Here is a 23,455-nt window from a genome sequence, read left to right on the forward strand (position 1 = left end):
TCATCACACGCCGCTCAGGGCGGCTTTCGCCACCGCCGGATAGAGGGCGTGAGCCCACACCCGATAGCCGTCCGCGGACGGGTGGAAGCCGTCGTAACACAGCGTCCCGGCATCGGCCCGGAACACCGCGCCGGTCTCCCCGGCCAGGTCGACCACCACGCCACCGGCATCGGCGACCGCCTTGGCCTGCGCTTTCGCCATCCGCCGGCCGAACACGCCGGCGATCTGCCGCAGCGGGGGCGCCATCGACCGCAGCGCGCCCAGATCGGGGCAGGTGCCGACGACGACCTGCACGCCGGCGGCGCGCAGCCGGCGGACCGCCTGACCCAGATGGCCGGCCGCCTCCTCCGGCGCCCGGCCCGACGTCGCGTCGTTCGACCCGATCAGCACCACCGCCACGTCCGGTTTCACCCCCAGCAGGGCCCGGGCCACCTGGGTGGACAGGTCCGCCGAGCGGGAACCGGCCACACCGACGCTGGACAGCAGCACGTGCCGCGGGCCGGTCTCCGGGGTGCCGTCGGCGACCAGCCGGGCCAGTTGGCCGCCGACCGTGTCGGACAGCCACTCCACGCCGACCCCCACCGCGGCCGAATCGCCGAGCAGCACCAGCCGCAGCGGCGGGGCGGTCACCGGGCCCATCGAGGTGCGCAGCGCCAGACCCATGGTGGGCTTGGCGTAGCGGCGCGCCTTGGCGGCCAGCATCTCACCGGCGAGCAGGGCGGCCCCGCCCAGCGCGCCGGCGAGCAGGCTCGTGGCCGCGGCCCTGGTCAATCGTTCCGGCAGCCCAGCCATGTCCCGCCTCCCGGTGCTTGCTAAGTCCGAGGTTCCCGCCGACTTCGATGATCCTTCTTCCTCTTTACCCTACGGCGCGGATCGCATCCGGTCTCTAACTCGCTGCCCGGATCGGACCCGGAGCCTGCGGCTGCGGCACCGACCGGGCGCTCAACGACCCGAACCAGTGGCGCTGCTCCCCGAACCAGGGATGCCGCCGCAACTGCGCCCACCGCTTGCCGGACCGCACCGGACTGACCTCGGTCCCCGGCGCCCGAACCGCCTCCACGGCCGCCTCCGGCAACGTCCGCACCGACTCGGCCAGCGGCACCGCGGGCCGGTCGTCCTCGCCCAGCGCGGCCATCACCGTCGGCATCATCACCGCGGCCGCTCTCGCGTACCCCTCCGCGGACGGGTGGAAACGGTCCGAACCGAACATCCGGGCCGGATCCGCCTCGAACATCGGGCCGATCAGATTCCCCAGCGAGACGGTGCGGCCACCGGCGCCGACCACCGCGACGGTCTGCGCGGCCGCCAGTTGCCGGCTCCATCGCCGGGCCAGCCAGCGCAGCGGCGGCTTGATCGGCTGGATCGCGCCGATGTCCGGACAGGTGCCGACCACCACCTTGCAGCCCGCCTCGCGCAGCCGGCGGACCGCGTCGCCCAGGTGCCGGACCGCCTCGGCCCGGGCCGAGACGTGCGTGACGTCGTTCCCGCCGATCAGGATGATCGCCAGGTCGGGGTGGTGCTCCAGGGCCGCGTCGACCTGCCACGGCAGGCCCGACGAGACGCATCCGACGACGGCGAACCGGTGCAGCTGGACGGGCCGCTGCAGGCGGCGGGAGATCCCGGTGGCGAACAGCGCGCCGGGCGTCTCCCGGGGCCGGTGCACGCCGTAACCGGCGGCCGACGAATCCCCGAGGACGGCCAGACTGATCGGCCTGCCGTGGAACTTCGCTCCGTAGATCCCGTCGCCGCGGGGCGGCGGTGCCTCGGCCAGCGGGATGATCCGCCGGGCGTCGGCGGCCTGCCGCAGCAGTAGGCCGGCCGAGATCGCGGTGACGCCGGCCAGTGCTCCGGTGACCTGGCCGGCGATCCGGCCGGCCGTACGGATCCGCTGCCGGTCCTCGGCGGTCAGGCCGCGGAAGTGGATAACAGTGCTGTTCACAGTGTCCCTCGCTGTCGTCCGAAGGGAACCAACCGGCCCGGAGTCGCCTCCCGGTGCGGCCATGATCGGCACCCAACGTCGGGATTCGAGGCTAACTCGGTCTCGCGAGGGGCAATCATGGCGTACCCAAGTCATGCTGGAGTTGCGGAAAGGGGAACAGAGATGGCGAAAACTCTGAAACGTGCGGCGGCGTTCAGCGCACTGGGCCGGGCGCTGATGTCCGGCGCCCGCGGTGGCCCGTCGCTGAGCAAACGGATCTCGGCGCTGCCTCGCATGGTCAAAGCGACCACCAGGGGGGAGTACGACGGCGGCATGCGGCTCGCCCTGATGGCGGCGGCCACCGCGTACGTCGTCTCGCCGATCGACGCCGTGCCGGAGGCCTTCCTGTGGGTCTTCGGGCTGATCGACGACGCGGTGATGGTGACCTGGCTGGCCGGCACCGTGCTCAGCGAGACCGAGCGGTTCCTGGAGTGGGAGAGGCTGGCGAAGCCCGTCGTCGTACGCTGAAGCGTGCGCTATTACGACAACGTGGTCGAGATCATCGGCAACACCCCGCTGGTCCGACTCAACAGCGTGACCGACGGCATCAGTGCCACCGTGCTGGCCAAGGTCGAGTACATGAATCCGGGCGGTTCGGTCAAGGACCGGATCGCCCTGCGGATGGTGCAGGACGCCGAGGAGGCGGGCCTGCTCAAGCCGGGCGGCACCATCGTCGAGCCGACCAGTGGCAACACCGGGGTCGGCCTGGCCCTGGTGGCGCAGCAACGGGGCTACAAGTGCGTCTTCGTCTGCCCCGACAAGGTCAGCGAGGACAAGCAGAACGTGCTCCGGGCGTACGGCGCCGAGGTCGTCGTCTGCCCCACCGCGGTCGCCCCGGAGGACCCGCGCTCCTACTACAACGTCTCGGACAAGCTGACCCGGGACATTCCCGGGGCCTGGAAACCCGACCAGTACAGCAACCCCGCCAACCCGCGCTCGCACTATGAGCAGACCGGCCCCGAGCTCTGGAAACAGACCGAGGGCAAGATCACCCACTTCGTGGCGGGGGTCGGCACCGGCGGCACCATCACCGGCGTCGGCCGCTATCTCAAAGAGCAGAATCCGGGCGTACGGGTGATCGGGGCCGACCCGGAAGGCTCCGTGTACTCGGGTGGTACCGGCCGGCCGTACCTGGTCGAGGGCGTCGGCGAGGACTTCTGGCCCACCGCGTACGACCGGGAGATCACCGACGAGGTGATCGAGGTGAGCGACTCGGACTCGTTCGAGATGACCCGCCGCCTGGCCCGCGAGGAGGGTCTGCTGGTCGGCGGCTCGTGCGGGATGGCCGTGGTCGCGGCGCTCGACGTGGCCCGCAAAGCCGGCCCGGACGACGTCATCGTGGTCCTGCTGCCGGACGGCGGCCGGGGCTACCTTTCCAAGATCTTCAACGATCGTTGGATGGCCCGCTACGGTTTCCTGCGCACCCCCGGCGACGCACCCACCGTGGCCGACGCGCTCGCCGCCAAGGGCGCCGAGATCCCGCCGCTGGTCCACGTCCACCCCACCGAGACGGTCCGCGACGCGATCGACTACATGCGGGAGTACGCGGTCAGCCAGCTCCCCGTCCTGAAAGCCGAACCCCCGGTCGTGACCGGCGAGGTGGCCGGTTCGATCTCGGAGAAGGCCCTGCTCGACGCCCTCTTCACCGGCCAGGCCCACCTGCACGACACGATCGAACGCCACATGGGCGACCCCCTGCCGATGATCGGCGGCGGCGAGTCCGTCAGCGACGCGGTCGCCCTGCTGGAGAAGTCCGACGCCGCCATGGTCCTGGTCGACGGCAAACCCGCCGGCGTCCTCACCCGACAGGACCTGCTCGCCCACCTGAGCTGACTGTGCAGTGGTTCGTCGGCCCGGACCGCCAACATCCCGGAGCCGACGAACCACCCGACCCACCGCACGTGATCGCCACGCCCCGGCACTCGTTCAACCGCCGCCCGGCCGGCCCGGCCCCGCGACGGCGTCGACCCGGCTGTGCGTCGGGCAGGGTGGTCAGCGCAGTTCGGCCGGTGCGGCGACGACGTCGACCAGGGCGTTGCGGCGAAGCAGGGTGATCGGCAGGTCGACGCCGATGGCCGGGCCCAGCATCAGGCGCTGCAGGGCCTGGACCGAGTCGACCGGATGCCCGCCCGCGCTCACCAGGATGTCGCCCAGGTAGACGCCGGCGACCCCGGCCGGACTGCCCGGCACCACTTCGACGACGCGCAGCCCCTGTTTCTGCCCCAGCCGCCCGGCCAGGTGTGGCGGCAGCGGCGCGGGCAGCCCGGCCACGCCGAGCCAGGCCCGCCGGACCCGGCCGGTGGCGACCAGCTCGCCGATGATCGACCGGGTGGTGTCGTTGATCGGCACGGCCAGGCCCAGCCCGTATCCGGCGACCGCGGTGTTGACGCCGACCACCCGGCTGGCGGAGTCGGCCAGCGCGCCGCCGGAGTTGCCCGGATTCAGCGCCGCGTCGGTCTGGATGACGTTGTCGATGACCCGCATCCGGTGGCCGTCCCGGGCCGGCAGGGACCGGCCCAGCCCGGAGACCACGCCGGCGGTCACCGACCCGGCCAGGCCCATCGGATTGCCGACCGCGACCACGAGCTGACCGATCCGCAGGGTGTCGGCGTCGCCCAGCGGTGCGGCCGGCGCGCCGGGGTGATGCACCCGGACCACCGCCAGGTCGGACAGCGGGTCGGCGCCGACCACGTCGAACGGCGTCTCCACCCCCTCGGCGAACGCGGCCGAGCCGGTGGTGGGGCCGGCCACCACGTGCGCGTTGGTGAGCAGGAACCCGTCGTCGGTGAAGGTCACCGCGGATCCGGCGCCGCCACGCGGAGAACGGATCGTGAGTGCCGCCACCGAGGGCAGGAGACGGCTGGCCACACCGGTGACGATGCGGCTGTAGGCATCGAGCGCCTCGGATTCTTCGGTGTCCATGTCCCGGTCAACACCGCTCGTCCGCCCGTCGATGCCGGCACCGCGTCCGCCCAGGGCGAACGTGGTGTCGGCCCGGTCACGGAGGTGGATGCGCGGCGTCGACCCGGAACACAGTGGACATCGGCGGTTACGGATAGTCGCCGCAATCGCACACTCAGTCCGACCGGGGAACCGGGGGATGCGGTTGTATGTGTCGTGACGGAGCTATGAGCCACTCCCGGACGAAGGGGTAGGGGATGGTCGACGTCGACGAGGCGGCGCCAGCCGACATCGTGGACCGCCTGCTGTGGCGGGACGCGCAGCAGATGCTCGGCCGGCATATGGCCGCCGGGCGGGACGGCAACTGCGTCTGGTGTGGATGGCACTGGCCGTGCTCGGCCCGCCGCCTGGCAGAACGCGCCGACGCGGTGTCCCGCCGACCCTGGCGCGAGGCCTGGACCCTGCGACACGACTTGAACAGCCTGCCCGCCGCGATGACCGACAGGGGTCGCGCGGACCGCGGCAACCACAACCATCGGAGGTACGCCGACTGATCCAGACCTGGACGTCGCCGACGAGCTTGACCGTCCCCCGGCAAGCCTTGGCTTCCGGCCCGGCGTACGTCTCCCGGCGGTGACGCCGGGGCGCCCCGCCAGCGCTCCGGTATTCCCGCGCCCAAGCCCGCTTCTGAACCGGACCACGGATCGGCACGCCTCCGCTGATCCGCGCCTCCGGCCAGGCGCAACCGGTTCGAGCGGGGCGGTTGGCGGGAGCGCGTGACCACAGGTTCCCCCGCATTCATCGGTCACGCGTTCCCGCTCAACCAGCAGCCCGCCGCCGCTCGGTGGCGGGCTGTCACGGTCAGAGCGGGTGTTCGTATCGCACCTGCGGGACCGGGACATCGTTGACCGGCTCGGTGCGGGTCGCTCCGTCGGTCGTCCAGCCGCCGCGCTCGTAGAACCGACGGGCCGGATGATTCTCGGTCAGCACCCACAGGACCGCCCGAGCCTCGCCGATCGCCGGCAGGTCGGCCAGCGCGCGGACCATCAGCTCCCGGCCGACCCCGGTCCCGACCCGGGCCGGATCGACGTGGATCGCATAGAGTTCAGCCGCCCGCGGAGTCTCGCTGGGCCCGATGTAGCTGAATCCGGCCAGCTCGCCGTCCACCTCGGCCAGTGTCATCCGGTGCGTGTCCTGCTCCCATTTCCAGCGCTCGGCCCACCACTCGCCGAACGACTCGGCGGACCGCGCCGTGAGCACCTCCACCGGGATGAACCCCGCATACGCCGCCACCCGGGACCGCTGGTGCAGCGCCCCGACCCGGAACTGATCGTCGGCCCCCGCGGCCCGCAGCTGAAGCTTCATGCCGGAGACGTTAGCGACCGCCGGGTGACAACCCGGTGTCGGCGACCGGCGCGTCCCGGCGCGCCGGGAACGGGACCCGCATCAGGTCCTCGGCGATCGTGATCGGCCCGGCGAACTCGTCCCGGGCCTCGTCGAGGAACCGCGACGGATCCGGATACCGCTGCGAGAAGTGGGTCAGCACCAGGTGCCGCACCCCGCACTCCCGGGCCACCGCCCCGGCCTGCCCCGCGGTCAGATGCCCGACCTGGGCCGCCATCGCGGCATCCTCCGCCAGGAACGTCGACTCGATCACCAGCAGGTCCACCCCGCGGGCCAGCTCGTACACGCTGTCGCACAGGCCGGTGTCCATCACGAACGCCATGCTCTGCCCCGGTCGCACCACGCTGACCTGGTCGAGTGTCACGTCACCGAGGCGACCGGCCCGCTGCAGCTCGCCGACGGCCGGCCCGGTCACGCCGTGCGCGGCGAGCAGGGCGGGCACCATCCGGCGACTGTCGGACTCGGTCAGGCGGTAGCCGTACGACTCCACCGAATGCCGGAGTGGCAGCGCCGTGAGGCGCCCCGCGGACGTCTCCACCGCGAACCCGGCGCCGACCGGCGAAGCGACGATCTCGGCGTTGTCCCAGTAGCTCGTGGCGTGCCGCAGCCGGTCGTAGAACTCCTGGCCACCGGCCGGATAGTGGACCGCCACCGGGTGTGGCACCCGGTCCAGCGAGATGCGCTGCAGGATGCCGGGCAGCCCGAGGCTGTGATCGCCGTGGAAGTGCGTGACGCAGATCCGGCGCAGCGGGGTGACCGCGAGCCCGGCCAGCAGGAGTTGTCGCTGGGTGCCCTCGCCCGGGTCGAAGAGGATCACCTCGTCGTCGAAGCGGAGCAGGTAACCGTTGTGGTTGCGATGCCGGGTCGGCACCTGGCTGGCTGTTCCCAGCACGACGAGCTCACGCATCGGAAGTCCCTGAAATTAAGCGACCCCCGGGGACTTCCTCGCTCGCGAACGAGCGAGGTCCGGTCGGACAAGGCCGGATCCCCGGGGGTCGGGTGGCTGTCTGGTACTCGCCGGCCGCTGCCACACGGTCTCGACGCTCAAAACGAAGCTGTCAAGGACAGCGGCTAGCGGACAGCCACCTCACGAGTCCCGTTGCTATACAACTTCGGACCACCTCCCTTCACGTGTACGGCCACGTTAACCAGCCGCGGACGTCCGCGCCAACGGTTTTGAATCACTAGAGTCGCGGGAATACCCGGGGGCCGGACTCGGCGCTCTCCACCACCAGCGACGCCGGGCCGACGATCAGCGGGTCGGGCCGGGCCACCACGTCGAGGTCCTTGCCGGCGTAGTCGAAGCGGTGCAGCACGTGCCGCATCGCCTCCAGCCGGGCGCGCTTCTTGTCGTTGCTCTTCACCACGGTCCACGGCGCGTCGGCGGTGTCGGTGTAGAAGAACATCGCCTCCTTCGCCTCGGTGTAGTCGTCCCACTTGTCGAGCGATTCGAGGTCCATCGGGGAGAGCTTCCACTGCCGGACCGGGTCGACCTGCCGGATCGCGAAGCGGGTGTGCTGCTCCTTCTGGGTCACCGAGAACCAGAATTTGACCAGGTTGATCCCGGAGTTGACGAGCATCCGCTCCAGTTCCGGGGTCTGCCGGAGGAATTCCAGGTACTCCTGGCGGGTGCAGAAACCCATCACCCGCTCGACGCCGGCCCGGTTGTACCAGGACCGGTCGAACAGCACGATCTCACCGGCCGACGGCAGGTGTTTGATGTACCGCTGGTAATACCACTGGGTGCTCTCCCGCTGGTTCGGTTTCTCCAGCGCGACCACCGACGCACCCCGCGGATTGAGGTGCTCCATGAACCGTTTGATGGTGCCGCCCTTGCCGGCCGCGTCCCGCCCCTCGAACAGGATCACCAGCCGTTCCCCGGTGTCCTTGCACCAATTCTGCAGTTTCAACAGCTCGATCTGCAGCAGCCGTTTGTGGTGGTCGTATTCGGCCCGGGCGAGCCGCTCGTCGTACGGATAGTCCTCGCACCAGGTGTCGACCGGGCTGCCGTCCGCGTTCAGCAGCCGCGGGTCGTCATCCTCGTCGTCCACCACCCGGTAACCGTTGAGCTCGGCGATCGGACCCTGATAGGGGTGCGTCACCGCCTCGTCGAACTGCGAATCCACCTCAGTGCTCATTGCCTCACGCCTTCACCAGCCAGCGACGGACCTTCTTGCGCCGTGACGCCCGCACCAGTGCGGGGACGGCGATGAGCGTCTCCTTACCCACTGCTTCCTGTCGACCGTAGAGAACGCCGAAATGGAAACTGTCCGGCCCGATTTCACGCAGTGTTTCCCGAGCGATCGAGGAGTCCTGATGCGCGCCGAGCCCGTCCTGCAGGGCGGTGAGCGTCTTGACGAGCCGCTTGGCCGGTCTGCCGGAATCCGCGGCGATCAGCTCCACCGCGTACCGCGCCTGCTTGTATTTCTTGCGGGCCTCGTGCAACTCCTCGTCGACGCCGTCGGCGAGCGCCGTGTCCAGTCGATCGTCGGCCCGGCCGAGCACCTTGCGGACCTGTTTCGCCGGGTTGCCGGCGCGCGCCGGCGGGTGGTCGGCCAGCGCGTCGATCCGGTCCAGCAGGTCCAGGTAGCGATCCGAGTCGAGGGCCGCGGCCAGCTGCTCGCGGCCGGTGGCGACCCGCTCGTCCAGGGCGGTGCGGATCCGCTGCGCGGCCGGGATGAACGCGGCGTCGTCGTCGAGACCGGCGAGCAGCCTGCCCTCCAGCACCTGCGGGTCGCGGACCGCGCCGAGCGCCGCGGCGAGCCAGCGAAGCTCGTCGCTGAGCCCGGCGGTCTCCCGATCCGGGAACCAGCGGCGGAAGCTTTTCAGGGTGCTGCGCAGCCGCCGGGTGGCCACCCGCATCCTGTGCACGGCGTCCTGGTCACCCCGCCGGGCCGCCGGGTCGTGTTCCAGAATGGCGTCGCGCTGCTCGGCGACGTACCGGGAAATGGGGTTGATCTTGCCGGGACGTGGCTTTCCGGAAAGCCGCCCGGACAGGGCACGGGTCACCTTGGACGGTCCCGCGGCATGCGTGGCGCCCGCCTTGAGCAGGGCCTTCTCGACCACGTCGAGAATGCGCTCGTCGCCGTCGACGAGTTCGACCTCGACCTCCTGCCAGGCGCTGTGCTCGTCGCCGGAATCGGCCCGCACCCGATCCTGGGCGATCAGCGCCAGCGTGCGCCCTTCCGCATCGCGCAACGGCGTCTCCACCCGATGCGTGCGCAGCCGCGCCACCGGTTCCAGCGCACGTCGCCGCACCAGTGTCCGGACCAGGGCGCGCAACTCGTCCGGCACCTGATCGCCGTCGCCCGGCATCCGGTGCTCTCGACGGCCGTCGCCGTCGCCGGGCGTCTTCAGATGCCAGCCGGCGTCGTGCCCGCCGGACCGCCGCCGAAGCGTCCGACGATTTTTCATCAACCGGAGGTCCTCGGTGTCGAAATACGTGGCGTCGAGATCATGCGTCTCGGCGCCGCCGACCCGGGCGATGCCCGCGGCGCCGGTCAGGTCCGGAAGCTCGAAGGTCTCGGGAACGTCATATTTGCGCTCGGTCTCGGTCGCGGTCTCCACCCGATCAATGGTGCCCGTCCGCACGGTTTTGACACAGCGATCCCTCAGGTTCCGGTGGCACGGTGGTGGTCGGTACCCGGTCGTGAGGAGTTTGTTCATGGAGAAGTCGGAACGTCGCCCGGTGTCGCTCGCGGGTCTGCGGCTCATCGGGGCGGGGGCGGTTCTCGGTCTGACGCTGGTCGCGCCGGCGAATCCGGCTCAGGCGGCGCCTACCCGGCCGGACACGACGCCGGTCGCGGAGCGCGACAACCCCCATCCGGACCGCTAGACCGTCGATCCCCGGCACCGATCCGCGACCTACGGCATTTCCGGCGCTCCGCGCGATGGGGGTACGCCGTGAGCCGCTCGCCGCGCTCAGCCGTTTCCCGGCCGGCGCCGAGCCGCTCGCCGCGCTCAGCCGTTTCCCGGCCGGCGCCGAGCCGCTCGCCATGCTCAGCCGTTTCCCGGTCTGCACCGGATCGTGGGCCGCCCGCCGCGCCCGGGCGGTTCAGAACCGGGCGCTGCCGTGGCTGCGGAGATAGAGCGCCCGTGAGTAATTCGCGGACGCCGCCCCGTAATACATCGACGCCAGCGAAACGTAGAAGTTGTTGTTCGTGATCGCGTTCTTCGCGGTCGTCGTCGCCGACCACCGGATCTCCGCGTCGGTCTGGCTGATCCCCCGCCGCTCGCAGCGCAGCCGGTTCATCTCCTTGCCGGTCTTCCAGGTCTCCAGCGCGTCCTCGGCCTCGCGCATCATGGCCCGGGCCTGTTCCATCATGACCTCGGCCTGCGCCCAGGCGTCGTGCTCGTCGGGGTTCCGGAAGCGCTCGCCGGCATCGCGATATCCGGAATAACGTGCCTCGTTCGCCGAACTCGGTGACATGATCCACCTCCCGCGTGTCTCACGTTCGAGTGTGGGCAGGATTTCGGGACATGTCGATTTTTTACCCCCGACAGCGTGAATCTCGCCGTGACCTCTCACTCGGCCCGCAGCCCACGGGTGGCGGCGAGCCGCACACCCGAAGGCGACCGAATGACTAGCCTTCGGTCTTGGCGACCCCGATCGGGCAGGACAGGCCGTTGGGGCCGTGGTTGCAATATCCGTTGGGGTTCTTGGTCGGGGCCAGGTACTGCTGGTGGTAGTCCTCGGCGTAGTAGTAGTCGCCGAGCGGCTTGATCTCGGTGGTGATCTCGCCGAGGCCGGCCTTGGTGACCACCGGCTGGAAGGCGGCCAGCGAGGCGCGCGCGGCCTCCGCCTGGGCGTCCGTGGTGGTGTAGATCGTCGACCGGTACTGGGTGCCGACGTCGTTGCCCTGGCGCATGCCCTGGGTCGGGTCGTGGTTCTCCCAGAAGGTCTTCAGCAACTCCGCGTAACTGATCTTGCTGGGGTCGTAGACCACCTGCACGACCTCGGCGTGGCCGGTGGTGCCGGAGCACACCTCCTCGTAGGTCGGGTTCGCGGTGAAACCGCCGGCGTACCCGGCCGAGGTGGAGTGGACGCCCGGCAGCCGCCAGAAGATCCGCTCGGCGCCCCAGAAACAGCCCAGTCCGAAGACGGCGACCTCGTAGCCGGCCGGCCACGGGCCCTCCAGCGGGGTGCCGAGAACCTCGTGCCTGTCGGCGACCGGCATCGAGATCAGCCGGCCCGGCAGGGCGGTCTCGGCGGTGGGCAGGTCCAGCTTCTTGTGCCGCAGGAACACGGTCACTCCCTTCGTCCGCTGTCTGTAACACCGGCGCGGTGCAATTCCTTACCGATGCTTCCGGCGATCTCCGCGGCCTCGGCGTCCGAGTCGTACCTGCGCCGGGGCCAGAAGAACCCGCGCAGGCCGTCGCCCCTGGTCCGGGGGACGACGTGGGTGTGCAGGTGCGGCACCGACTGGGAGACGAGATTGTTCATCGCCACGAAGGTGCCGCCGGATCCCAGGGCCGCGGGCACCGCCGCGGCGATGCTCCGGACGAATCCGAAATAGGGTTCCAGGAGCGCCGGTGGCAGCTCGGTCAACTGGACGATGTGCGGGCGGGGAACCACCAGGACGTGCCCCTTGAACACCGGCCTGGTGTCGAGAAACGCCACCCCGGCCGCCTCGTCGGCGACCTTGAATGCCGGGACATCGCCCGCCACGATCCCACAGAACACGCAGTCGGCCACGGACTGAGACTAGCCTTGCGTTACATGACTACCGATCACTATGGGTTCGACACCCTCGCCATCCACGCGGGGCAGGACCCGGATCCCCGCACCGGCGCGGTGGTTCCGCCGATCTACCAGACCAGCACGTACGCGCAGGACGCGGTCGGCGCGCCGCGCCTCGGCTACGAGTACAGCCGTTCCGGCAACCCGACCCGGGACGCCCTCCAGGAGTGCCTGGCCGCGATCGAGGGCGGCCGGCGCGGCCTGGCCTTCGCCAGCGGGCTCGCCGCGGAGGACACCCTGCTGCGCGCGGTCTGCCGGCCCGGTGACCACGTCGTCATCCCGAACGACGCGTACGGCGGCACGTACCGCCTGTTCTCCAAGGTCGCCGAGCGCTGGGGCCTGGACTGGACTGCCGTCCCGCTGGACGACTTCGACGCGGTGCGGGCCGCCTTCCGTCCCGGGCACACCCGGCTGATCTGGGCCGAGACGCCGACCAACCCGCTGCTCAACATCGCCGACGTGACCACCCTGGCGACGCTGGCCCACGAGTACGACGCGATGCTCGCCGTGGACAACACCTTCGCCTCGCCGTACCTGCAGCAGCCGCTCGCGCTCGGCGCCGACGTGGTGATCCACTCGACCACGAAGTACCTGGGCGGGCACTCCGACGTGGTCGGCGGCGCGCTGGTGGTGGCCGACCCGGGGCTCGGCGACGAGCTGGCCTTCCACCAGAACGCGATGGGCGCGGTGAACGGCCCGTTCGACGCCTGGCTGACGCTGCGGGGGATCAAGACCCTGGGTGTACGCATGGACCGGCACTGTGACAACGCCGAGCGGATCGTCGGGTTCCTCAGCGAGCACGAGAAGGTGGCGAGCGTGCTCTACCCGGGGCTGGAGAGCCACCCCGGCCACGAGACCGCGGCCAAGCAGATGAGCCGGTTCGGCGGCATGGTGTCGTTCCGCGCGGCCGGCGGCCCGGAGCAGGCGGTGGAGATCTGCAACCGGACGAAGCTGTTCGTGCTCGCCGAGTCGCTCGGCGGAGTCGAGTCGCTGATCGAGCACCCTGGGCAGATGACACATCTGTCGGCTGCGGGCTCAGCGCTTGAAGTTCCCGCCGATCTCGTGCGACTGTCTGTCGGCATCGAAACCGTTGACGATCTGCTCGCCGACCTCGAGCAGGCGCTCGGCTAAGGCTTCAACAGCGGGAGAATCGGCAGATGGACACGACGACCTGGGTGGGCGCCACCGCCAAGCAGATCGCCCGGGCGGTGCGGCGCGGGGACACCAACGCCACCCAGGTCGTGGCCGACCATCTGGAACAGATCGCCATCTCCGACCCGGCACTCGGCGCGTTCCGGGTGGTCCGCGGCGGTGAGGCGATCACCGAGGCGGAGAAGGTCGACGACCAGGAGGACCTGGCGAACCTTCCGCTGGCCGGGGTGCCGGTCGCGGTCAAGGAGAACACCGCGGTGGCCGGCCTGCCGACCTGGCACGGCTCGGCCGCGGCCCGCACCGGCGAGGTGGCCGAGGTGGACCACGAGGTGGTCCGCCGGCTGCGCGGGGCGGGCGCGGTGGTCGTCGGGGTCACCAAGATGCCGGAGATGGGCCTCTGGGCGGTCACCGACGACGCGGAGGGGCCCACCCGCAACCCGTGGGATCTGGATCGTACGCCGGGCGGGTCGTCCGGGGGCTCGGCCGCCGCGGTGGCGGCCGGGCTGGTCCCGATCGCCCAGGGCAACGACGGGCTCGGCTCGATCCGGATCCCGGCGGCCTGCTGCGGCCTGGTCGGGCTCAAGCCGGGCCGCGGCGTGGTGCCGGTCGACTTCGGGGCCAACGACTGGTTCGGCCTGGTGGAGAACGGGGTGCTGACCACCACGGTGGCCGACGCGGCGCTCGGCTTCAGCGTGCTGGCCGGTCAGGCCCCCGCGAAACTGGTCGAGCCGGCCCGGCTGCGGATCGGGGTGTCGCTGCGCTCCCCGGTGGCCGGGGTCAAACCCGACGAGCCGAACGTGTCGGCCGTGACCAAGGCGTCCAAGCTGCTGGTCGACGCCGGGCACGACACGGTGCACGCCGATCCGCGATACCCCACCGGGGTGGCGCTGGGGGTACTGGCCACGTGGTTCGCCGGCGCGTACAAGAACTCCGAAGGTCTTGATCTGAAGTCCCTGCAACCCCGCACGCAGCGGCACATCCGGCTGGGCCGTGCGGTGACCAGGGCCGGGCTGGTGCGGGCGAGCCAGCGGGCGGCCTGGCGCGAGCGGTCGATCCGGTTCTTCGCCGACCGCAACGTGGATCTGCTGCTCACCCCGGCGCTGGCCGCCACGCCGCCGCGGGCGCTCTCCTTCTCGTCGCTGTCCTGGGTGCAGAACATGCAGGCCAACGCCCGGTACGCGCCGTATCAGGCACCGTGGAACTTCGCCGGGTTGCCGGCCATCGTGGTGCCGGTCGGCTTCCGCCCGGATGACGGGCTGCCGCTGGCCGTCCAGCTGGTCGGCCCGCCCGACTCGGAGTTGCTGCTGCTCTCGGTGGCCGGCCAGTTCGAGCTGCAGAACCCCTGGCAGCGTCACGCCCTGGTGTGATGCGGCACTCGCCGGGCTGAGTGGCACGATTGGTGCCCATGACCGACCTGCTCTCCCTGGCCGACGTCGAAGCGGCCCGGGACCTGCTCGCCGGCGTCGTGAAAACCACGCCGCTGGTGACCTCCCGGCCGCTCACCGAGATCACCGGGGTGCCGGTCTGGCTCAAGTGTGAGAATCAACAGCGGGCCGGCTCCTACAAGGTCCGTGGCGCGTACACCCGGATCTCCCGGCTCTCCGAGGCGGACCGGGCCCGCGGCGTGGTCGCGGCCAGCGCCGGCAACCACGCCCAGGGGGTGGCGCTCGCCGCCGGGCTGCTCGGCATCAAGGCCACCGTCTTCATGCCGGAGGGCGCGCCGCTGCCCAAGGTCAGCGCCACCAAGGGGTACGGCGCCGCCGTGGAGTACGCCGGGACCAGCGTCGACGACGCGCTCGCCGCGGCCGGCGACTTCGCCCGGCGGACCGGGGCGGTGCTGATCCACCCGTTCGACCACCCCGACGTGATCGCCGGGCAGGGCACGCTGGCGCTGGAGATCCTGGAACAGTGCCCGGAGGCGAGCACGATCATCACCGCGGTCGGCGGCGGTGGGCTGATCTCCGGTCTCGCGGTCGCCGCCAAGGCGCTGCGCCCCGACCTGCGGGTGATCGGCGTGCAGGCGAGCGGGGCGGCCGCGTTCCCGCCCTCGCTGGCGGCCGGCGCGCCGCGGAAACTGGAGTCGTGCGCCACCATCGCCGACGGCATCGCCGTGCTCCGCCCCGGCGACCTGACCTTCGCGCACGTGGCGAAACTGGTCGACGAGGTGGTCACGGTCACCGACGAGGACCTGTCGGCGGCCCTGCTGGTGCTGCTGGAGCGGCACAAGATGGTGGTGGAGCCGGCCGGTGCGGCCGCCGTCGCCGCCCTGCTCACCGGGGCGTACACCCCACCGCGCGGCGGCGGCCCGGTGGTGGCCATCCTGTCCGGCGGCAACATCGACCCGATGCTGCTGCTCAAGGTGATCGAGCACGGGCTCGCCTCGGCCGGGCGTTACCTGCGGCTCGCGGTCCGCTGCACCGACCGGCCCGGGCAGCTGGCCCGGATGCTGCGGGAGATCGCCGAGCAGCGCGCCAACATCGTCGACGTGGTGCACTCCCGGCAGAGCCCGCGGCTGAGCTTCGGCGAGGTGGAGGTGGCACTGTCGGTGGAGACCCGCGGCCCGGCCCACTCGGCGGCGCTGATCAGCGCCCTGCGCGACGCCGGATATCGGGTGGCGCTGCTGGCCGACGCCACCCCCTGACCGGGGTTGCCGCTTCCCGCCACCCCCTGGATGATCTCCGCTCGTGTCAGTGGTGTCGATCGGGGCGGGCTGCCCGAAGTGCGGGACGGAAACGATCAGCCGGCGGTCGGCCGAGCCGTGGTGCCCGGCTTGTGAATGGAACCTGGACTGCTTCGATCCCGGGCAGCGCTCGCCGGAGATGGGCTGGCGGTGGCTGGACCGGCGGTTGTTCCGGGCCGCGTACCGACTGACCGAGAGCCAGTACGCCGAGCTGCGGGAGGCGCCGGCCCTCGCCCGGGCGGCGACGTCGGCCCGGATCGCCACCATCGCTCTCGCGGTGCCCCTGCTCGCCGTCGTCGCGGCCCTGCTGGTGATCGGTGTCGGGTTGCTCGTCCACGACTTCTTCGAGCCGCTCAACCTGATCGGCGCGCTGCTGATCCTGATCGCCGTGGTGCTGCGGCCCCGGCTGGGCCGGCTGTCCGGGCTGATCCGAGACGGCTGGCAGCTCGACCGTGACACCGCGCCCACGCTGTTCGCGGTGATCGAGCGGGTGGCCGCGGCGGCCGGCACGCCGATGCCCCACGTGGTGGTGTTCACTCCCGAGTTCAACGCGTCCACCACCACGGTGGGGCTGCGTCGCCGGCGGGTGCTGCGCCTGGGCGCCCCGCTGTGGGCCGTGCTCGATCCCCAGGAGCGGGTCGCGCTGCTCGGTCACGAGCTCGGCCACTTCGTGAACGGGGACGTCCGCCGAGGCCTGCTCACCCAGGCTGTGGAGAGCACGCTGGGTCAGGTGGCCTACCTGCTGCGGCCGGACCTGCAGCGGACCCGGCTGCGCCCGGACGCGCGGCGCGGCATGGTGCGACCGGCCCGCGGCAGCGCCGGGACCTCCAACCTGATCGGCATGATCGCGGAGTCGGTGGTCGACGTGGTGGCCGGCATCCTCGCCGAGCTGATCGGGCTGCTGCACCTGCTGCTGGTCTCGATCAGCCGCCGGGACTCACAGCGGGCTGAGTACCTGGCGGACGAGCTGGCGGCGAAGGTGGCCGGCAGCGCGGCGGTGATCCGGATGATCGACGTGTTCCTGCTGGCCGACGGCATCGACACCGTCACCCGGCGGGAGGCCCGGGCCGGTAACGGCGCGGCGGCCTGGCGGGCGGCGGCCGATCAGGCACGGGTCAACCAGGCCACCGGACTGGCGGCGTACCGGCAGCTGAGCAGGCGGGCCGGGGTGTCGGTGTTCGCCACCCACCCGCCGGACGGGCTGCGGGCCGGGCTGCTCGCGGCGCGCCCGGCGCAACCGGCCGCGGTCGTGATGACCGAGCCGGAGCAGGCGCGGATGGACGACGAACTCGCGGCGAGTTACGAATCGGTGCGCCGCGAGCTCGTCGCCACCTGGTGAGTCTCAGCGCCCGGGAGCGGCCTCAGCCCTCGAAGGCGCCGAACTTGACCACGGTGACCTTGATGTCGGCACCGCTGGGCGCGGTGTAGGTCACGGTCTGGCCGGGGCGGGCGCCGAGGATCGCCTTGCCGAGCGCCGACTCCGGGGAGTACACGGTGAGGTCGGTGGTCGAGGAGATCTCGCGCGAGCCGAGCAGGAACGTCTCGGTGTCGGCCTGGTCGTCGTCGAAGTAGATCGTCACGACCGAGCCGGGCACCACGCTGTCGGCGGCCTGCACCTCGCCGACCTCGGAGTTGCGCAGGAACTCCTTCAAGTACAGGATCCGGCCCTCCTGGCGGCTCTGCTCCTCGCGGGCCGCGTGGTAGCCACCGTTCTCCCGGAGGTCGCCTTCCTCACGCCGAGCGTTGATCTCCGCCGCTATCGCCGGGCGGCCAGCGATCAACTCGTCGAGCTCGGCCTGCAGCCGGTCGTATGCGTCCTGGGAGAGCCAGGTCTTCGGCGCCTCGGAACTGGACACGGTCGATCTCCTTGCTGGACGGAAAGTGCGAAAAGCGGGAACGGCAGTGCACGAAATGGGTGCGCGGTGAACGCAGCGAATCACCAACCTTACCAGCGGTACGCATGGCGCCGGAGCGGTCGATGGCCGGCCGGACTCAGCCGGCGGGGCGGCAACTCATCACGTCACCGACCGAGCCGCGCGCGGTCGTCGGCACCGACCCGGTCACCACGATCTCGCCGCCGCCCGGTCTCGCGGGCACGGTGACCGTCCGGGTACCCAGCTCATAGCCCTGGTAGTCACGGGCGCGCAGCATGCAGGCGGCGCTCTCGCCGGCCGGCACCCGGACCCGGAACTTGATCACCATCTCGGTGTCGGTCGGCTCGTTCCAACCGACGATCTCCGGGCTGTAGTCCGTACGGCCGAATTTCTGATAATAAGCCCAGGTCAGCCCAAGGGCCAGGACACCGCACACGACCGCGGCCACCACCAGTCCGAGCGGGCGGCGCCGGCCGGGCTCCCGACGACGGCCGTACCGGCCGGGCGGGAAAACCGGGGTTGTGGCGCGCGTCTCGCTCACCTGACGGCCTCTCATGCGTTTGTTGTCCGGGGGATCGGCCAGAATGGCAGAGTCCATCTTCGCAGCCGGTCCCGGCCCGCCGACGGCAGGCCTGGTCGAGAGGGTAATCAACGTGGCAGAGCAACTGCGTCTCATGACTGTGCACGCGCACCCGGACGACGAGTCCAGCAAGGGTGCCGCCACGATGGCGAAATATGTCGCCGAGGGCGCCCAGGTGCTCGTCGCCACCTGTACCGGGGGAGAGCGCGGCAGCGTGCTCAACCCGAAGATGGACCGGCCCGAGGTGCTGGCCGACATCACCAACATCCGCCGCCGGGAGATGGACCGGGCCCGCGAGATCCTCGGCGTGGACCAGGCCTGGCTCGGCTTCGTCGACTCCGGGCTGCCCGAGGGCGACCCGCTGCCCCCGCTGCCGGACGGCTGCTTCGGCCTGCAGGACCCGCACGAGGCGGCGAAACCGCTGATCAAGCTGATCCGCGAGTTCCGCCCGCACGTGATGACCACCTACGACGAGAACGGCGGTTATCCGCACCCCGACCACATCATGTGCCACAAGGTCGCGGTGATCGCCTTCGACCAGGCCGGCGACCCGGAGCTCTACCCGGAGCTGGGCGAGCCGTGGCAGCCGCTGAAGCTGTACTACAACTCCGGCTGGACCCGGGCGCGGATGCTCGCGCTGCACGAGGGGATGCTCGCCGCGGGGCTGGACTCGCCGTACGCCGAGTGGCTGGAGAAATGGTCCGACCGGCAGGACCGGGGTGACAAGATCACCACTCGGGTCGAGTGCGGCGAGTATTTCGCGGTCCGCGACGACGCGCTGCGCGCGCACGCCACCCAGGTCGACCCGGACGGCTTCTGGTTCCACATCCCGCTGGAGATGCAGCAGAAGGTGTGGCCCACCGAGGACTTCGAGCTGGCCCGCTCGCTGGTCGACAGCCCGGTGCCGGAGTCCGACCTGTTCGCCGGCATCCGGGAGAAGGTCGACGCCGCCTGAGCAGTAGGCTTGGGGGCGTGGACATTATCGCGGTCAACAACTTCGGGGACACCCGTGAGGGCGGCCTGGCCGGTCCGATGGGCCTGTTCCTGATCGTCCTGATGTGCATAGCGACCGTGCTGTTGATCCGCAACATGAACAAGCGCATTCGTCGGCTTCCCGACAGTTTCTCGGATGAGGCCGAGCGCGAGCGTGTGGCGGAAATCGCGCGGCTCAATGCGGATCTCGCCCGGTCCGGCACCGAGGCGCCGGTCCGCGTCGAAGCGGATCGATCGCCCAAGGTCGCCGACCCCGCGGAAGGCGAGGTGGCGGCGGTGCCGGAGGAGAAACACGAGTCCGCATCGGACTCCGGGCGCACCGCCCCATGATCGGCCCGCTGCCTGCCGCGCCGGTCCGTCCGACGATGGCGGGCGGCGAGTGTCGTCCCCGGCCCGGCGTCAAGCCCTGTTGCGTTCATCGGGATTGATTTAGCCTTCCGCCGGGGGCCATACGGCCTCCTGGACCCTGCGCGGAAGGGGGCGCCGAGATGAGTGGACTCCGGCGCCGATTCCGGCTTCCGCATCTGCACGTGCATCGTCCCGCGCGTTCCGGGACCCGGTCATGACCGGTCGCTCCGCGGCGCACCGTCGGGCGTGGACCCGGCTCGCCGGCCGCTCCCGCCCGGTGCGGGTCCTCACCGTGACCGTCGTGGTGGCGGCCCTGGCGGCCGTCCTGCTCGGCGCGCTGCAACCGGCCCACCTGCGCGCCGACAGCCCGCTCACGCCGTTCGACGGCGGCTGCGTGGCGGCCGTCCTGGCGGCCATCGCCCAGCTGGCCGGCCTGCGTTTCCGGCTCGGCCCGGACGCGGTCTCGGTGAGCTGGGCCGAGGCGGCCGTCGTGGTCGGGCTGGTGGTCTGCCCGGCCGGCTGGCTCCCGGCCGCCACCCTGGTCGGCATCGGCGCCGCCTGGCTCCTGCTCGCCTGGCTGACCGGCCTGCGCAACGTCGCCGAGGTGGTCCACCTGGTCGCCTCGATGACCCTGGGCGTCTCCGCCGCCGCCCTGGTCACCTCGCTGCTGGCCGGCGACGCCGGGGTGCGCAGCGGGCGGCTGGTGCCGGCCCTGGCCGCCGGCGCGGCCACCTACCTGCTGATCACCTTCGGCCTGGTGGTGCTCACCCTCACCCTGCAGCGCGACGCCGCACCGGCGCAGCTCGCCACCAGGGTGCTGTACGCCAAGGTGCCGATGTCCACCGGCAACGTGATCGTCGGCGTGTGCGCGGTCTACGCCCTGGTCCGCGAGCCGCTCTGGCTGCTCGCCTTCGGCCCGGTGCTCTGGTTGCTGCACCGCACCTACCGGTTCCACCTGCGTGCCGCCGAGGAACGCCGGATGTGGGAGGCGTTCGCGGCGGCCACCGCCCGGCTCCCCGGCACCACCGAGGCCGAGGTCGCCCGGGCCGGGCTGCGCGGCGCCCTCGACGTGTTCGGCGCCCGGCGGGCCGAACTGGAGCTGCGCTCCGAGCAGGGCAGCCGGCGGTACGCGGAGGACGGCCCGGGACAGAACCCGGACGTGGCCCGCTCCGGCCCGGCGGTCACCCGGGGCATGGCGGTCGCCGGCCGCCCGGTCGGCGAGCTCACCGTCTGGCTGGGCGAGCCGACCCTGCCGGCCGCCCGGGACGAGGCGGCGATCACGGCGTACGGCGAGGCTCTGGCCGGGGCGCTGCACGACGCGGCCGCCCATCAGCGGATCACCGAGCTGGACGCGCTGGTCGCCCACGACCGGGTGCACGACCCGCTGACCGGGCTGAGCAACCGGCCCGCGCTGACCGCCGACGGCGACACCGTGCTGCGCTCCGGCGAACGCGGCCGCCCGGTCGCCCTGCTGCTGCTCGACGTGGTCGGTTTCCGTGAGGTGAACAGCACCCTCGGGCACCGCGGCGGCGACGAGGTGCTCCGGGTGATCGCCGAGCGGCTCACCGGCCAGGCCCGGGCCGGCGAGCTCGTCGCCCGGATCGGTGACGACGAGTTCGCCCTGCTGATGCCGGCGCTGACCGCGCTGGCCGGGCCGGACGGCTGGGCCCGCGGCGCCCCGCACATCCTCTCCCAGGCGCTGCGCCGGGCCCGCGAGCTGGTCGAGCAGCTGCGGCTGCCGATGCAGGTGGCCGGGGTGCGGCTGGCCGTCGAGGTGACCGTCGGCGCGGTGGTCGCCCAAGCCGGTCACGTCGAGGTGACCGAGCTGCTGCGGCGCGCGTCGCTGGCCGCCGGGCGGGCCAAGGAGCAGGGGCTCACCGTCGGCACCTACGACAGCGGTCAGGACGCCAGCAGCACCGACCAACTGGCCCTGCTCGCCGAGCTGCAGGACGCGTTCGCCGCCGACGACCAGATCGTGCTGCACCTGCAGCCCGCGGTCGATCTGATCACCGGCGCGCCGACCGGCTGCGAGGCCCTGGTCCGCTGGCGGCACCCGCGGCGCGGGCAGCTGTCCCCGGCCGAGTTCCTGCCCGCGGTGGAACGCAGCGAGCTGCTCATCCCGTTCACCCGGCGGGTTCTCGACCTGGCGCTGGCGGCCGCGGCGGACTGGACGGCGGCCGGCATCGACGTGCCCGTCTCGGTGAACGTCTCGGCCCGCAGCCTGACCGACCCGACCTTCCCGGCGCAGGTCACCGAGGCGCTGCGGCGGCATCGCACGCCCGCCTCCCGGCTGGTCCTGGAGATCACCGAGTCGGTCGCGGTCAGCGAACGCGACATCGTCGACGAGGTGCTGGCCCGGCTGCGCGCCACCGGCGTGCAGATGTCGCTGGACGACTTCGGCACCGGCTTCTCCTCACTCGCCTCGGTCACCCGGGTCCCGGTCGACGAAATCAAGATCGACCGCTCGTTCGTCGACGAGATGATCGATTCCGTCGCGGCCGGCGCCGTCGTCCGCGGTGCGGTCGAGCTCGGCGCCCGGCTCGGCGTCCGGGTCGTCGCCGAGGGCATCGAGACGATCGAACAGCGGGCCGCGCTGATCGCCCTCGGCTGCCCGTCCGCCCAGGGCTACCACTTCTGCAAACCGATGCCCGCCGACAAGATCGTCCAAGCGCTCACCCAGCTGCGCCGATCCTCCACCGGCGAGGCCACGATCACCCCACTGCGCGCCGACGGCGCGTCCTGACGGTCCGCACATTCGGCGGACGCGGCGGCTCTGACCAGGTCATACCATTCGCTCTCCGATGATTGATCATGGAACGACGGAATGAGGACCGGACATGTTCCCGGGCGGTTTCTCGCCGCACTGACCGCGGCCACCGGTGGGCTCGGAGCCGGACTGCTGGCCGTCGGGCCGGCGCAGGCCGCCCCGCTGCCCGACCTCAAGGTGACGGTGGCCATCACGCCGGGCAAGGCGGCGTACTCGGTCGGTGACACGATCACGGCGGTCTACACGATCAGGAACGTGAGTGCCGTCGCCGCGACCGGCATCCGGTCCGGCGGCACCTACGACGGCCTGACCTGGATCGGCGACATGCCCTGGAGCGCGGCGTTCGATCTGGCGCCCGGCGCCAGCCGGACCTTCACCTGGGCTGCCAAGGTCAGCGACGCCGGATCCCGCGGCGGGTACGCGGCCGGCCGCTTCGAGTTCGAGGCCGCGGCGGGCGACGCCGACCCGGCTGACGACCTGGGCACCTTCCGGCTGCCGGTGCCGGGCGGCAAGGGGACCATGCGGCTCAAGGTCTTCGTGGACGCCAAGGGGGACTCCAGCAGTGAGCAGCCGGGCCTGGCCGGCGCCGAGGTGGTGCTCAGCCAGCCGAAGCCGGGCGGCGCGCGGGTGGCCGGCGGCCGGACCGACGCCAAGGGCTGGGTGTCCTTCACCGGGCTGGCGACGCAGGATTACCGGGTCAGCGTGCCCGGACGCAAACTGGCGGGCGACAACCCGGACAGCACCTCGGTGGAGGTGATGGCGGATCAGACGGCCACCGCGTTCGTCGGGTTGCTGCCCGGGGCCGCCGCGTCCGGCAGTCCCGGCGCGTCCAGCGATGTCGCCGCCCCGGCCGGCGCGTCGCCGTCCGGGACGCCCGCGCTCGCGGTGACCGGGAGCAACAGCGGAACGGTCGCCGTTGTGGGCGGGATCGTCGTCCTCGCCGGCGCCGGCCTGTTCCTGATGGCGCGTCACCGTCGCCGGCGGTTCGTGGCCTGACCTGCGGACCGGTGTTGAGCGGTCCGGCACGGGAAACGTGCC

The 23,455-nt window shown here is 71.6% G+C and carries 25 protein-coding genes; 13 read left to right on the forward strand and 12 right to left on the reverse strand.

What is annotated here, in order from left to right; genetic code table 11:
• Positions 1-3: 3 nt before the first annotated feature.
• Positions 4-792, reverse strand: a complete 789-nt coding sequence (locus tag ACSP50_RS04265) for an SGNH/GDSL hydrolase family protein (protein WP_014687919.1) — start codon at positions 790-792, stop codon at positions 4-6.
• 94 nt (positions 793-886) lie between these two features.
• Entirely contained in the window at positions 887-1,939 is a 1,053-nt protein-coding gene (locus ACSP50_RS04270; protein WP_014687920.1) for an SGNH/GDSL hydrolase family protein, read from the reverse strand.
• A 162-nt stretch (positions 1,940-2,101) separates the two neighbouring features.
• Between ACSP50_RS04270 and ACSP50_RS04275 the strand changes: the two genes are divergently transcribed.
• Complete coding sequence (locus ACSP50_RS04275) at positions 2,102-2,446, forward strand: YkvA family protein (RefSeq protein WP_014687921.1); 345 nt, start codon at positions 2,102-2,104, stop codon at positions 2,444-2,446.
• A 3-nt stretch (positions 2,447-2,449) separates the two neighbouring features.
• Positions 2,450-3,811, forward strand: coding sequence for a cystathionine beta-synthase (locus ACSP50_RS04280; RefSeq protein WP_014687922.1), 1,362 nt, complete (start codon positions 2,450-2,452; stop codon positions 3,809-3,811).
• A 159-nt stretch (positions 3,812-3,970) separates the two neighbouring features.
• Here the strand turns inward: ACSP50_RS04280 and ACSP50_RS04285 are convergent, their stop codons facing one another.
• On the reverse strand, positions 3,971-4,900 hold the full coding sequence (locus ACSP50_RS04285; protein WP_014687923.1) for a S1C family serine protease: 930 nt from the start codon (positions 4,898-4,900) through the stop codon (positions 3,971-3,973).
• 236 nt (positions 4,901-5,136) lie between these two features.
• On the opposite strand from ACSP50_RS04285, the gene ACSP50_RS04290 reads away from it, so the two are divergent.
• On the forward strand, positions 5,137-5,433 hold the full coding sequence (locus ACSP50_RS04290) for a hypothetical protein (RefSeq protein ID WP_014687924.1): 297 nt from the start codon (positions 5,137-5,139) through the stop codon (positions 5,431-5,433).
• A 307-nt stretch (positions 5,434-5,740) separates the two neighbouring features.
• Here the strand turns inward: ACSP50_RS04290 and ACSP50_RS04295 are convergent, their stop codons facing one another.
• The 4 genes from ACSP50_RS04295 to ACSP50_RS04310 all read right to left on the reverse strand — a co-directional run bounded on the left by ACSP50_RS04295 (position 5,741) and on the right by ACSP50_RS04310 (position 9,850).
• Positions 5,741-6,244: a GNAT family N-acetyltransferase gene (locus ACSP50_RS04295; protein WP_014687925.1), complete on the reverse strand. Its 504-nt coding sequence runs from the start codon at positions 6,242-6,244 to the stop codon at positions 5,741-5,743.
• Between the two features lie 10 nt (positions 6,245-6,254).
• A complete protein-coding gene (locus ACSP50_RS04300) occupies positions 6,255-7,190 on the reverse strand; it encodes a ribonuclease Z (RefSeq protein ID WP_014687926.1) in 936 nt (311 codons plus the stop codon).
• Positions 7,191-7,467: 277 nt separating this feature from the next.
• Positions 7,468-8,421, reverse strand: coding sequence for a polyphosphate kinase 2 (gene ppk2, locus ACSP50_RS04305; protein WP_014687927.1), 954 nt, complete (start codon positions 8,419-8,421; stop codon positions 7,468-7,470).
• 4 nt (positions 8,422-8,425) lie between these two features.
• Complete coding sequence (locus tag ACSP50_RS04310; RefSeq protein ID WP_043510812.1) at positions 8,426-9,850, reverse strand: CYTH and CHAD domain-containing protein; 1,425 nt, start codon at positions 9,848-9,850, stop codon at positions 8,426-8,428.
• Between the two features lie 97 nt (positions 9,851-9,947).
• Here ACSP50_RS04310 and ACSP50_RS42910 point away from each other — a divergent pair, with 97 nt between their 5' ends.
• A complete protein-coding gene (locus ACSP50_RS42910; RefSeq protein WP_014687929.1) occupies positions 9,948-10,118 on the forward strand; it encodes a hypothetical protein in 171 nt (56 codons plus the stop codon).
• 55 nt (positions 10,119-10,173) lie between these two features.
• A complete protein-coding gene (locus tag ACSP50_RS04315; protein WP_014687930.1) occupies positions 10,174-10,371 on the forward strand; it encodes a hypothetical protein in 198 nt (65 codons plus the stop codon).
• Here the strand turns inward: ACSP50_RS04315 and ACSP50_RS04320 are convergent.
• The 3 genes from ACSP50_RS04320 to ACSP50_RS04330 all read right to left on the reverse strand — a co-directional run bounded on the left by ACSP50_RS04320 (position 10,338) and on the right by ACSP50_RS04330 (position 11,978).
• On the reverse strand, positions 10,338-10,712 hold the full coding sequence (locus ACSP50_RS04320; protein WP_014687931.1) for a hypothetical protein: 375 nt from the start codon (positions 10,710-10,712) through the stop codon (positions 10,338-10,340). The two genes, ACSP50_RS04315 and ACSP50_RS04320, sit on opposite strands and share 34 nt — an antisense overlap.
• Before the next feature lie 154 nt (positions 10,713-10,866).
• Positions 10,867-11,529, reverse strand: coding sequence for a peptide-methionine (S)-S-oxide reductase MsrA (msrA, locus tag ACSP50_RS04325; protein WP_014687932.1), 663 nt, complete (start codon positions 11,527-11,529; stop codon positions 10,867-10,869).
• Positions 11,530-11,531: 2 nt separating this feature from the next.
• Positions 11,532-11,978 (reverse strand): HIT family protein, encoded by a 447-nt coding sequence (locus ACSP50_RS04330; protein WP_014687933.1) that lies wholly within the window; start codon positions 11,976-11,978, stop codon positions 11,532-11,534.
• Positions 11,979-12,002: 24 nt separating this feature from the next.
• On the opposite strand from ACSP50_RS04330, the gene ACSP50_RS04335 reads away from it, so the two are divergent.
• Genes ACSP50_RS04335 through ACSP50_RS04350 form a run of 4 tightly spaced genes read left to right on the forward strand, consistent with a single transcriptional unit; the run spans position 12,003 to position 17,194 of the window.
• Positions 12,003-13,154: a cystathionine gamma-synthase gene (locus ACSP50_RS04335; RefSeq protein ID WP_014687934.1), complete on the forward strand. Its 1,152-nt coding sequence runs from the start codon at positions 12,003-12,005 to the stop codon at positions 13,152-13,154.
• Positions 13,155-13,180: 26 nt separating this feature from the next.
• Complete coding sequence (locus tag ACSP50_RS04340; protein WP_014687935.1) at positions 13,181-14,542, forward strand: amidase; 1,362 nt, start codon at positions 13,181-13,183, stop codon at positions 14,540-14,542.
• A gap of 38 nt (positions 14,543-14,580) precedes the next feature.
• A complete protein-coding gene (gene ilvA / locus ACSP50_RS04345; protein ID WP_014687936.1) occupies positions 14,581-15,816 on the forward strand; it encodes a threonine ammonia-lyase in 1,236 nt (411 codons plus the stop codon).
• Between the two features lie 43 nt (positions 15,817-15,859).
• Positions 15,860-17,194 (forward strand): M48 family metalloprotease, encoded by a 1,335-nt coding sequence (locus ACSP50_RS04350; protein WP_014687937.1) that lies wholly within the window; start codon positions 15,860-15,862, stop codon positions 17,192-17,194.
• Between the two features lie 22 nt (positions 17,195-17,216).
• On the opposite strand, the gene greA is transcribed toward ACSP50_RS04350, so the two are convergent.
• Entirely contained in the window at positions 17,217-17,711 is a 495-nt protein-coding gene (gene greA / locus ACSP50_RS04355) for a transcription elongation factor GreA (protein ID WP_014687938.1), read from the reverse strand.
• A gap of 136 nt (positions 17,712-17,847) precedes the next feature.
• Entirely contained in the window at positions 17,848-18,270 is a 423-nt protein-coding gene (locus ACSP50_RS04360) for a DUF4307 domain-containing protein (protein WP_043510816.1), read from the reverse strand.
• A gap of 112 nt (positions 18,271-18,382) precedes the next feature.
• Here ACSP50_RS04360 and mca point away from each other — a divergent pair, with 112 nt between their 5' ends.
• The 4 genes from mca (at position 18,383) to ACSP50_RS04380 (ending at position 23,413) form a co-directional block, all read left to right on the forward strand.
• Positions 18,383-19,264: a mycothiol conjugate amidase Mca gene (gene mca / locus ACSP50_RS04365; protein ID WP_043510818.1), complete on the forward strand. Its 882-nt coding sequence runs from the start codon at positions 18,383-18,385 to the stop codon at positions 19,262-19,264.
• A gap of 17 nt (positions 19,265-19,281) precedes the next feature.
• A complete protein-coding gene (locus ACSP50_RS04370) occupies positions 19,282-19,632 on the forward strand; it encodes a hypothetical protein (protein WP_014687941.1) in 351 nt (116 codons plus the stop codon).
• Between the two features lie 232 nt (positions 19,633-19,864).
• Positions 19,865-22,393, forward strand: a complete 2,529-nt coding sequence (locus tag ACSP50_RS04375; protein ID WP_014687942.1) for a bifunctional diguanylate cyclase/phosphodiesterase — start codon at positions 19,865-19,867, stop codon at positions 22,391-22,393.
• An 81-nt stretch (positions 22,394-22,474) separates the two neighbouring features.
• Complete coding sequence (locus ACSP50_RS04380; RefSeq protein WP_014687943.1) at positions 22,475-23,413, forward strand: LPXTG cell wall anchor domain-containing protein; 939 nt, start codon at positions 22,475-22,477, stop codon at positions 23,411-23,413.
• The last annotated feature ends 42 nt before the right edge of the window (positions 23,414-23,455 follow it).

It is taken from the genome of Actinoplanes sp. SE50/110, from assembly GCF_900119315.1.
GTDB lineage: Bacteria > Actinomycetota > Actinomycetes > Mycobacteriales > Micromonosporaceae > Actinoplanes.

Excerpts from the sequence above, each read along its gene's own strand:
- ACSP50_RS04375 (WP_014687942.1), top strand. The coding sequence starts at position 19,865 with ATGACCGGTCGCTCCGCGGCGCACCGTCGGGCGTGGACCCGGCTCGCC.
- ACSP50_RS04265 (WP_014687919.1), bottom strand. The coding sequence starts at position 792 with ATGGCTGGGCTGCCGGAACGATTGACCAGGGCCGCGGCCACGAGCCTG.
- ACSP50_RS04295 (WP_014687925.1), bottom strand. The coding sequence starts at position 6,244 with ATGAAGCTTCAGCTGCGGGCCGCGGGGGCCGACGATCAGTTCCGGGTC.
- ACSP50_RS04340 (WP_014687935.1), top strand. The coding sequence starts at position 13,181 with ATGGACACGACGACCTGGGTGGGCGCCACCGCCAAGCAGATCGCCCGG.
- ACSP50_RS04290 (WP_014687924.1), top strand. The coding sequence starts at position 5,137 with ATGGTCGACGTCGACGAGGCGGCGCCAGCCGACATCGTGGACCGCCTG.
- ACSP50_RS42910 (WP_014687929.1), top strand. The coding sequence starts at position 9,948 with ATGGAGAAGTCGGAACGTCGCCCGGTGTCGCTCGCGGGTCTGCGGCTC.
- ACSP50_RS04300 (WP_014687926.1), bottom strand. The coding sequence starts at position 7,190 with ATGCGTGAGCTCGTCGTGCTGGGAACAGCCAGCCAGGTGCCGACCCGG.
- ACSP50_RS04315 (WP_014687930.1), top strand. The coding sequence starts at position 10,174 with ATGGGGGTACGCCGTGAGCCGCTCGCCGCGCTCAGCCGTTTCCCGGCC.
- ppk2 (WP_014687927.1), bottom strand. The coding sequence starts at position 8,421 with ATGAGCACTGAGGTGGATTCGCAGTTCGACGAGGCGGTGACGCACCCC.
- ACSP50_RS04380 (WP_014687943.1), top strand. The coding sequence starts at position 22,475 with ATGAGGACCGGACATGTTCCCGGGCGGTTTCTCGCCGCACTGACCGCG.
- ilvA (WP_014687936.1), top strand. The coding sequence starts at position 14,581 with ATGACCGACCTGCTCTCCCTGGCCGACGTCGAAGCGGCCCGGGACCTG.
- ACSP50_RS04275 (WP_014687921.1), top strand. The coding sequence starts at position 2,102 with ATGGCGAAAACTCTGAAACGTGCGGCGGCGTTCAGCGCACTGGGCCGG.
- ACSP50_RS04320 (WP_014687931.1), bottom strand. The coding sequence starts at position 10,712 with ATGTCACCGAGTTCGGCGAACGAGGCACGTTATTCCGGATATCGCGAT.
- ACSP50_RS04285 (WP_014687923.1), bottom strand. The coding sequence starts at position 4,900 with ATGGACACCGAAGAATCCGAGGCGCTCGATGCCTACAGCCGCATCGTC.
- ACSP50_RS04335 (WP_014687934.1), top strand. The coding sequence starts at position 12,003 with ATGACTACCGATCACTATGGGTTCGACACCCTCGCCATCCACGCGGGG.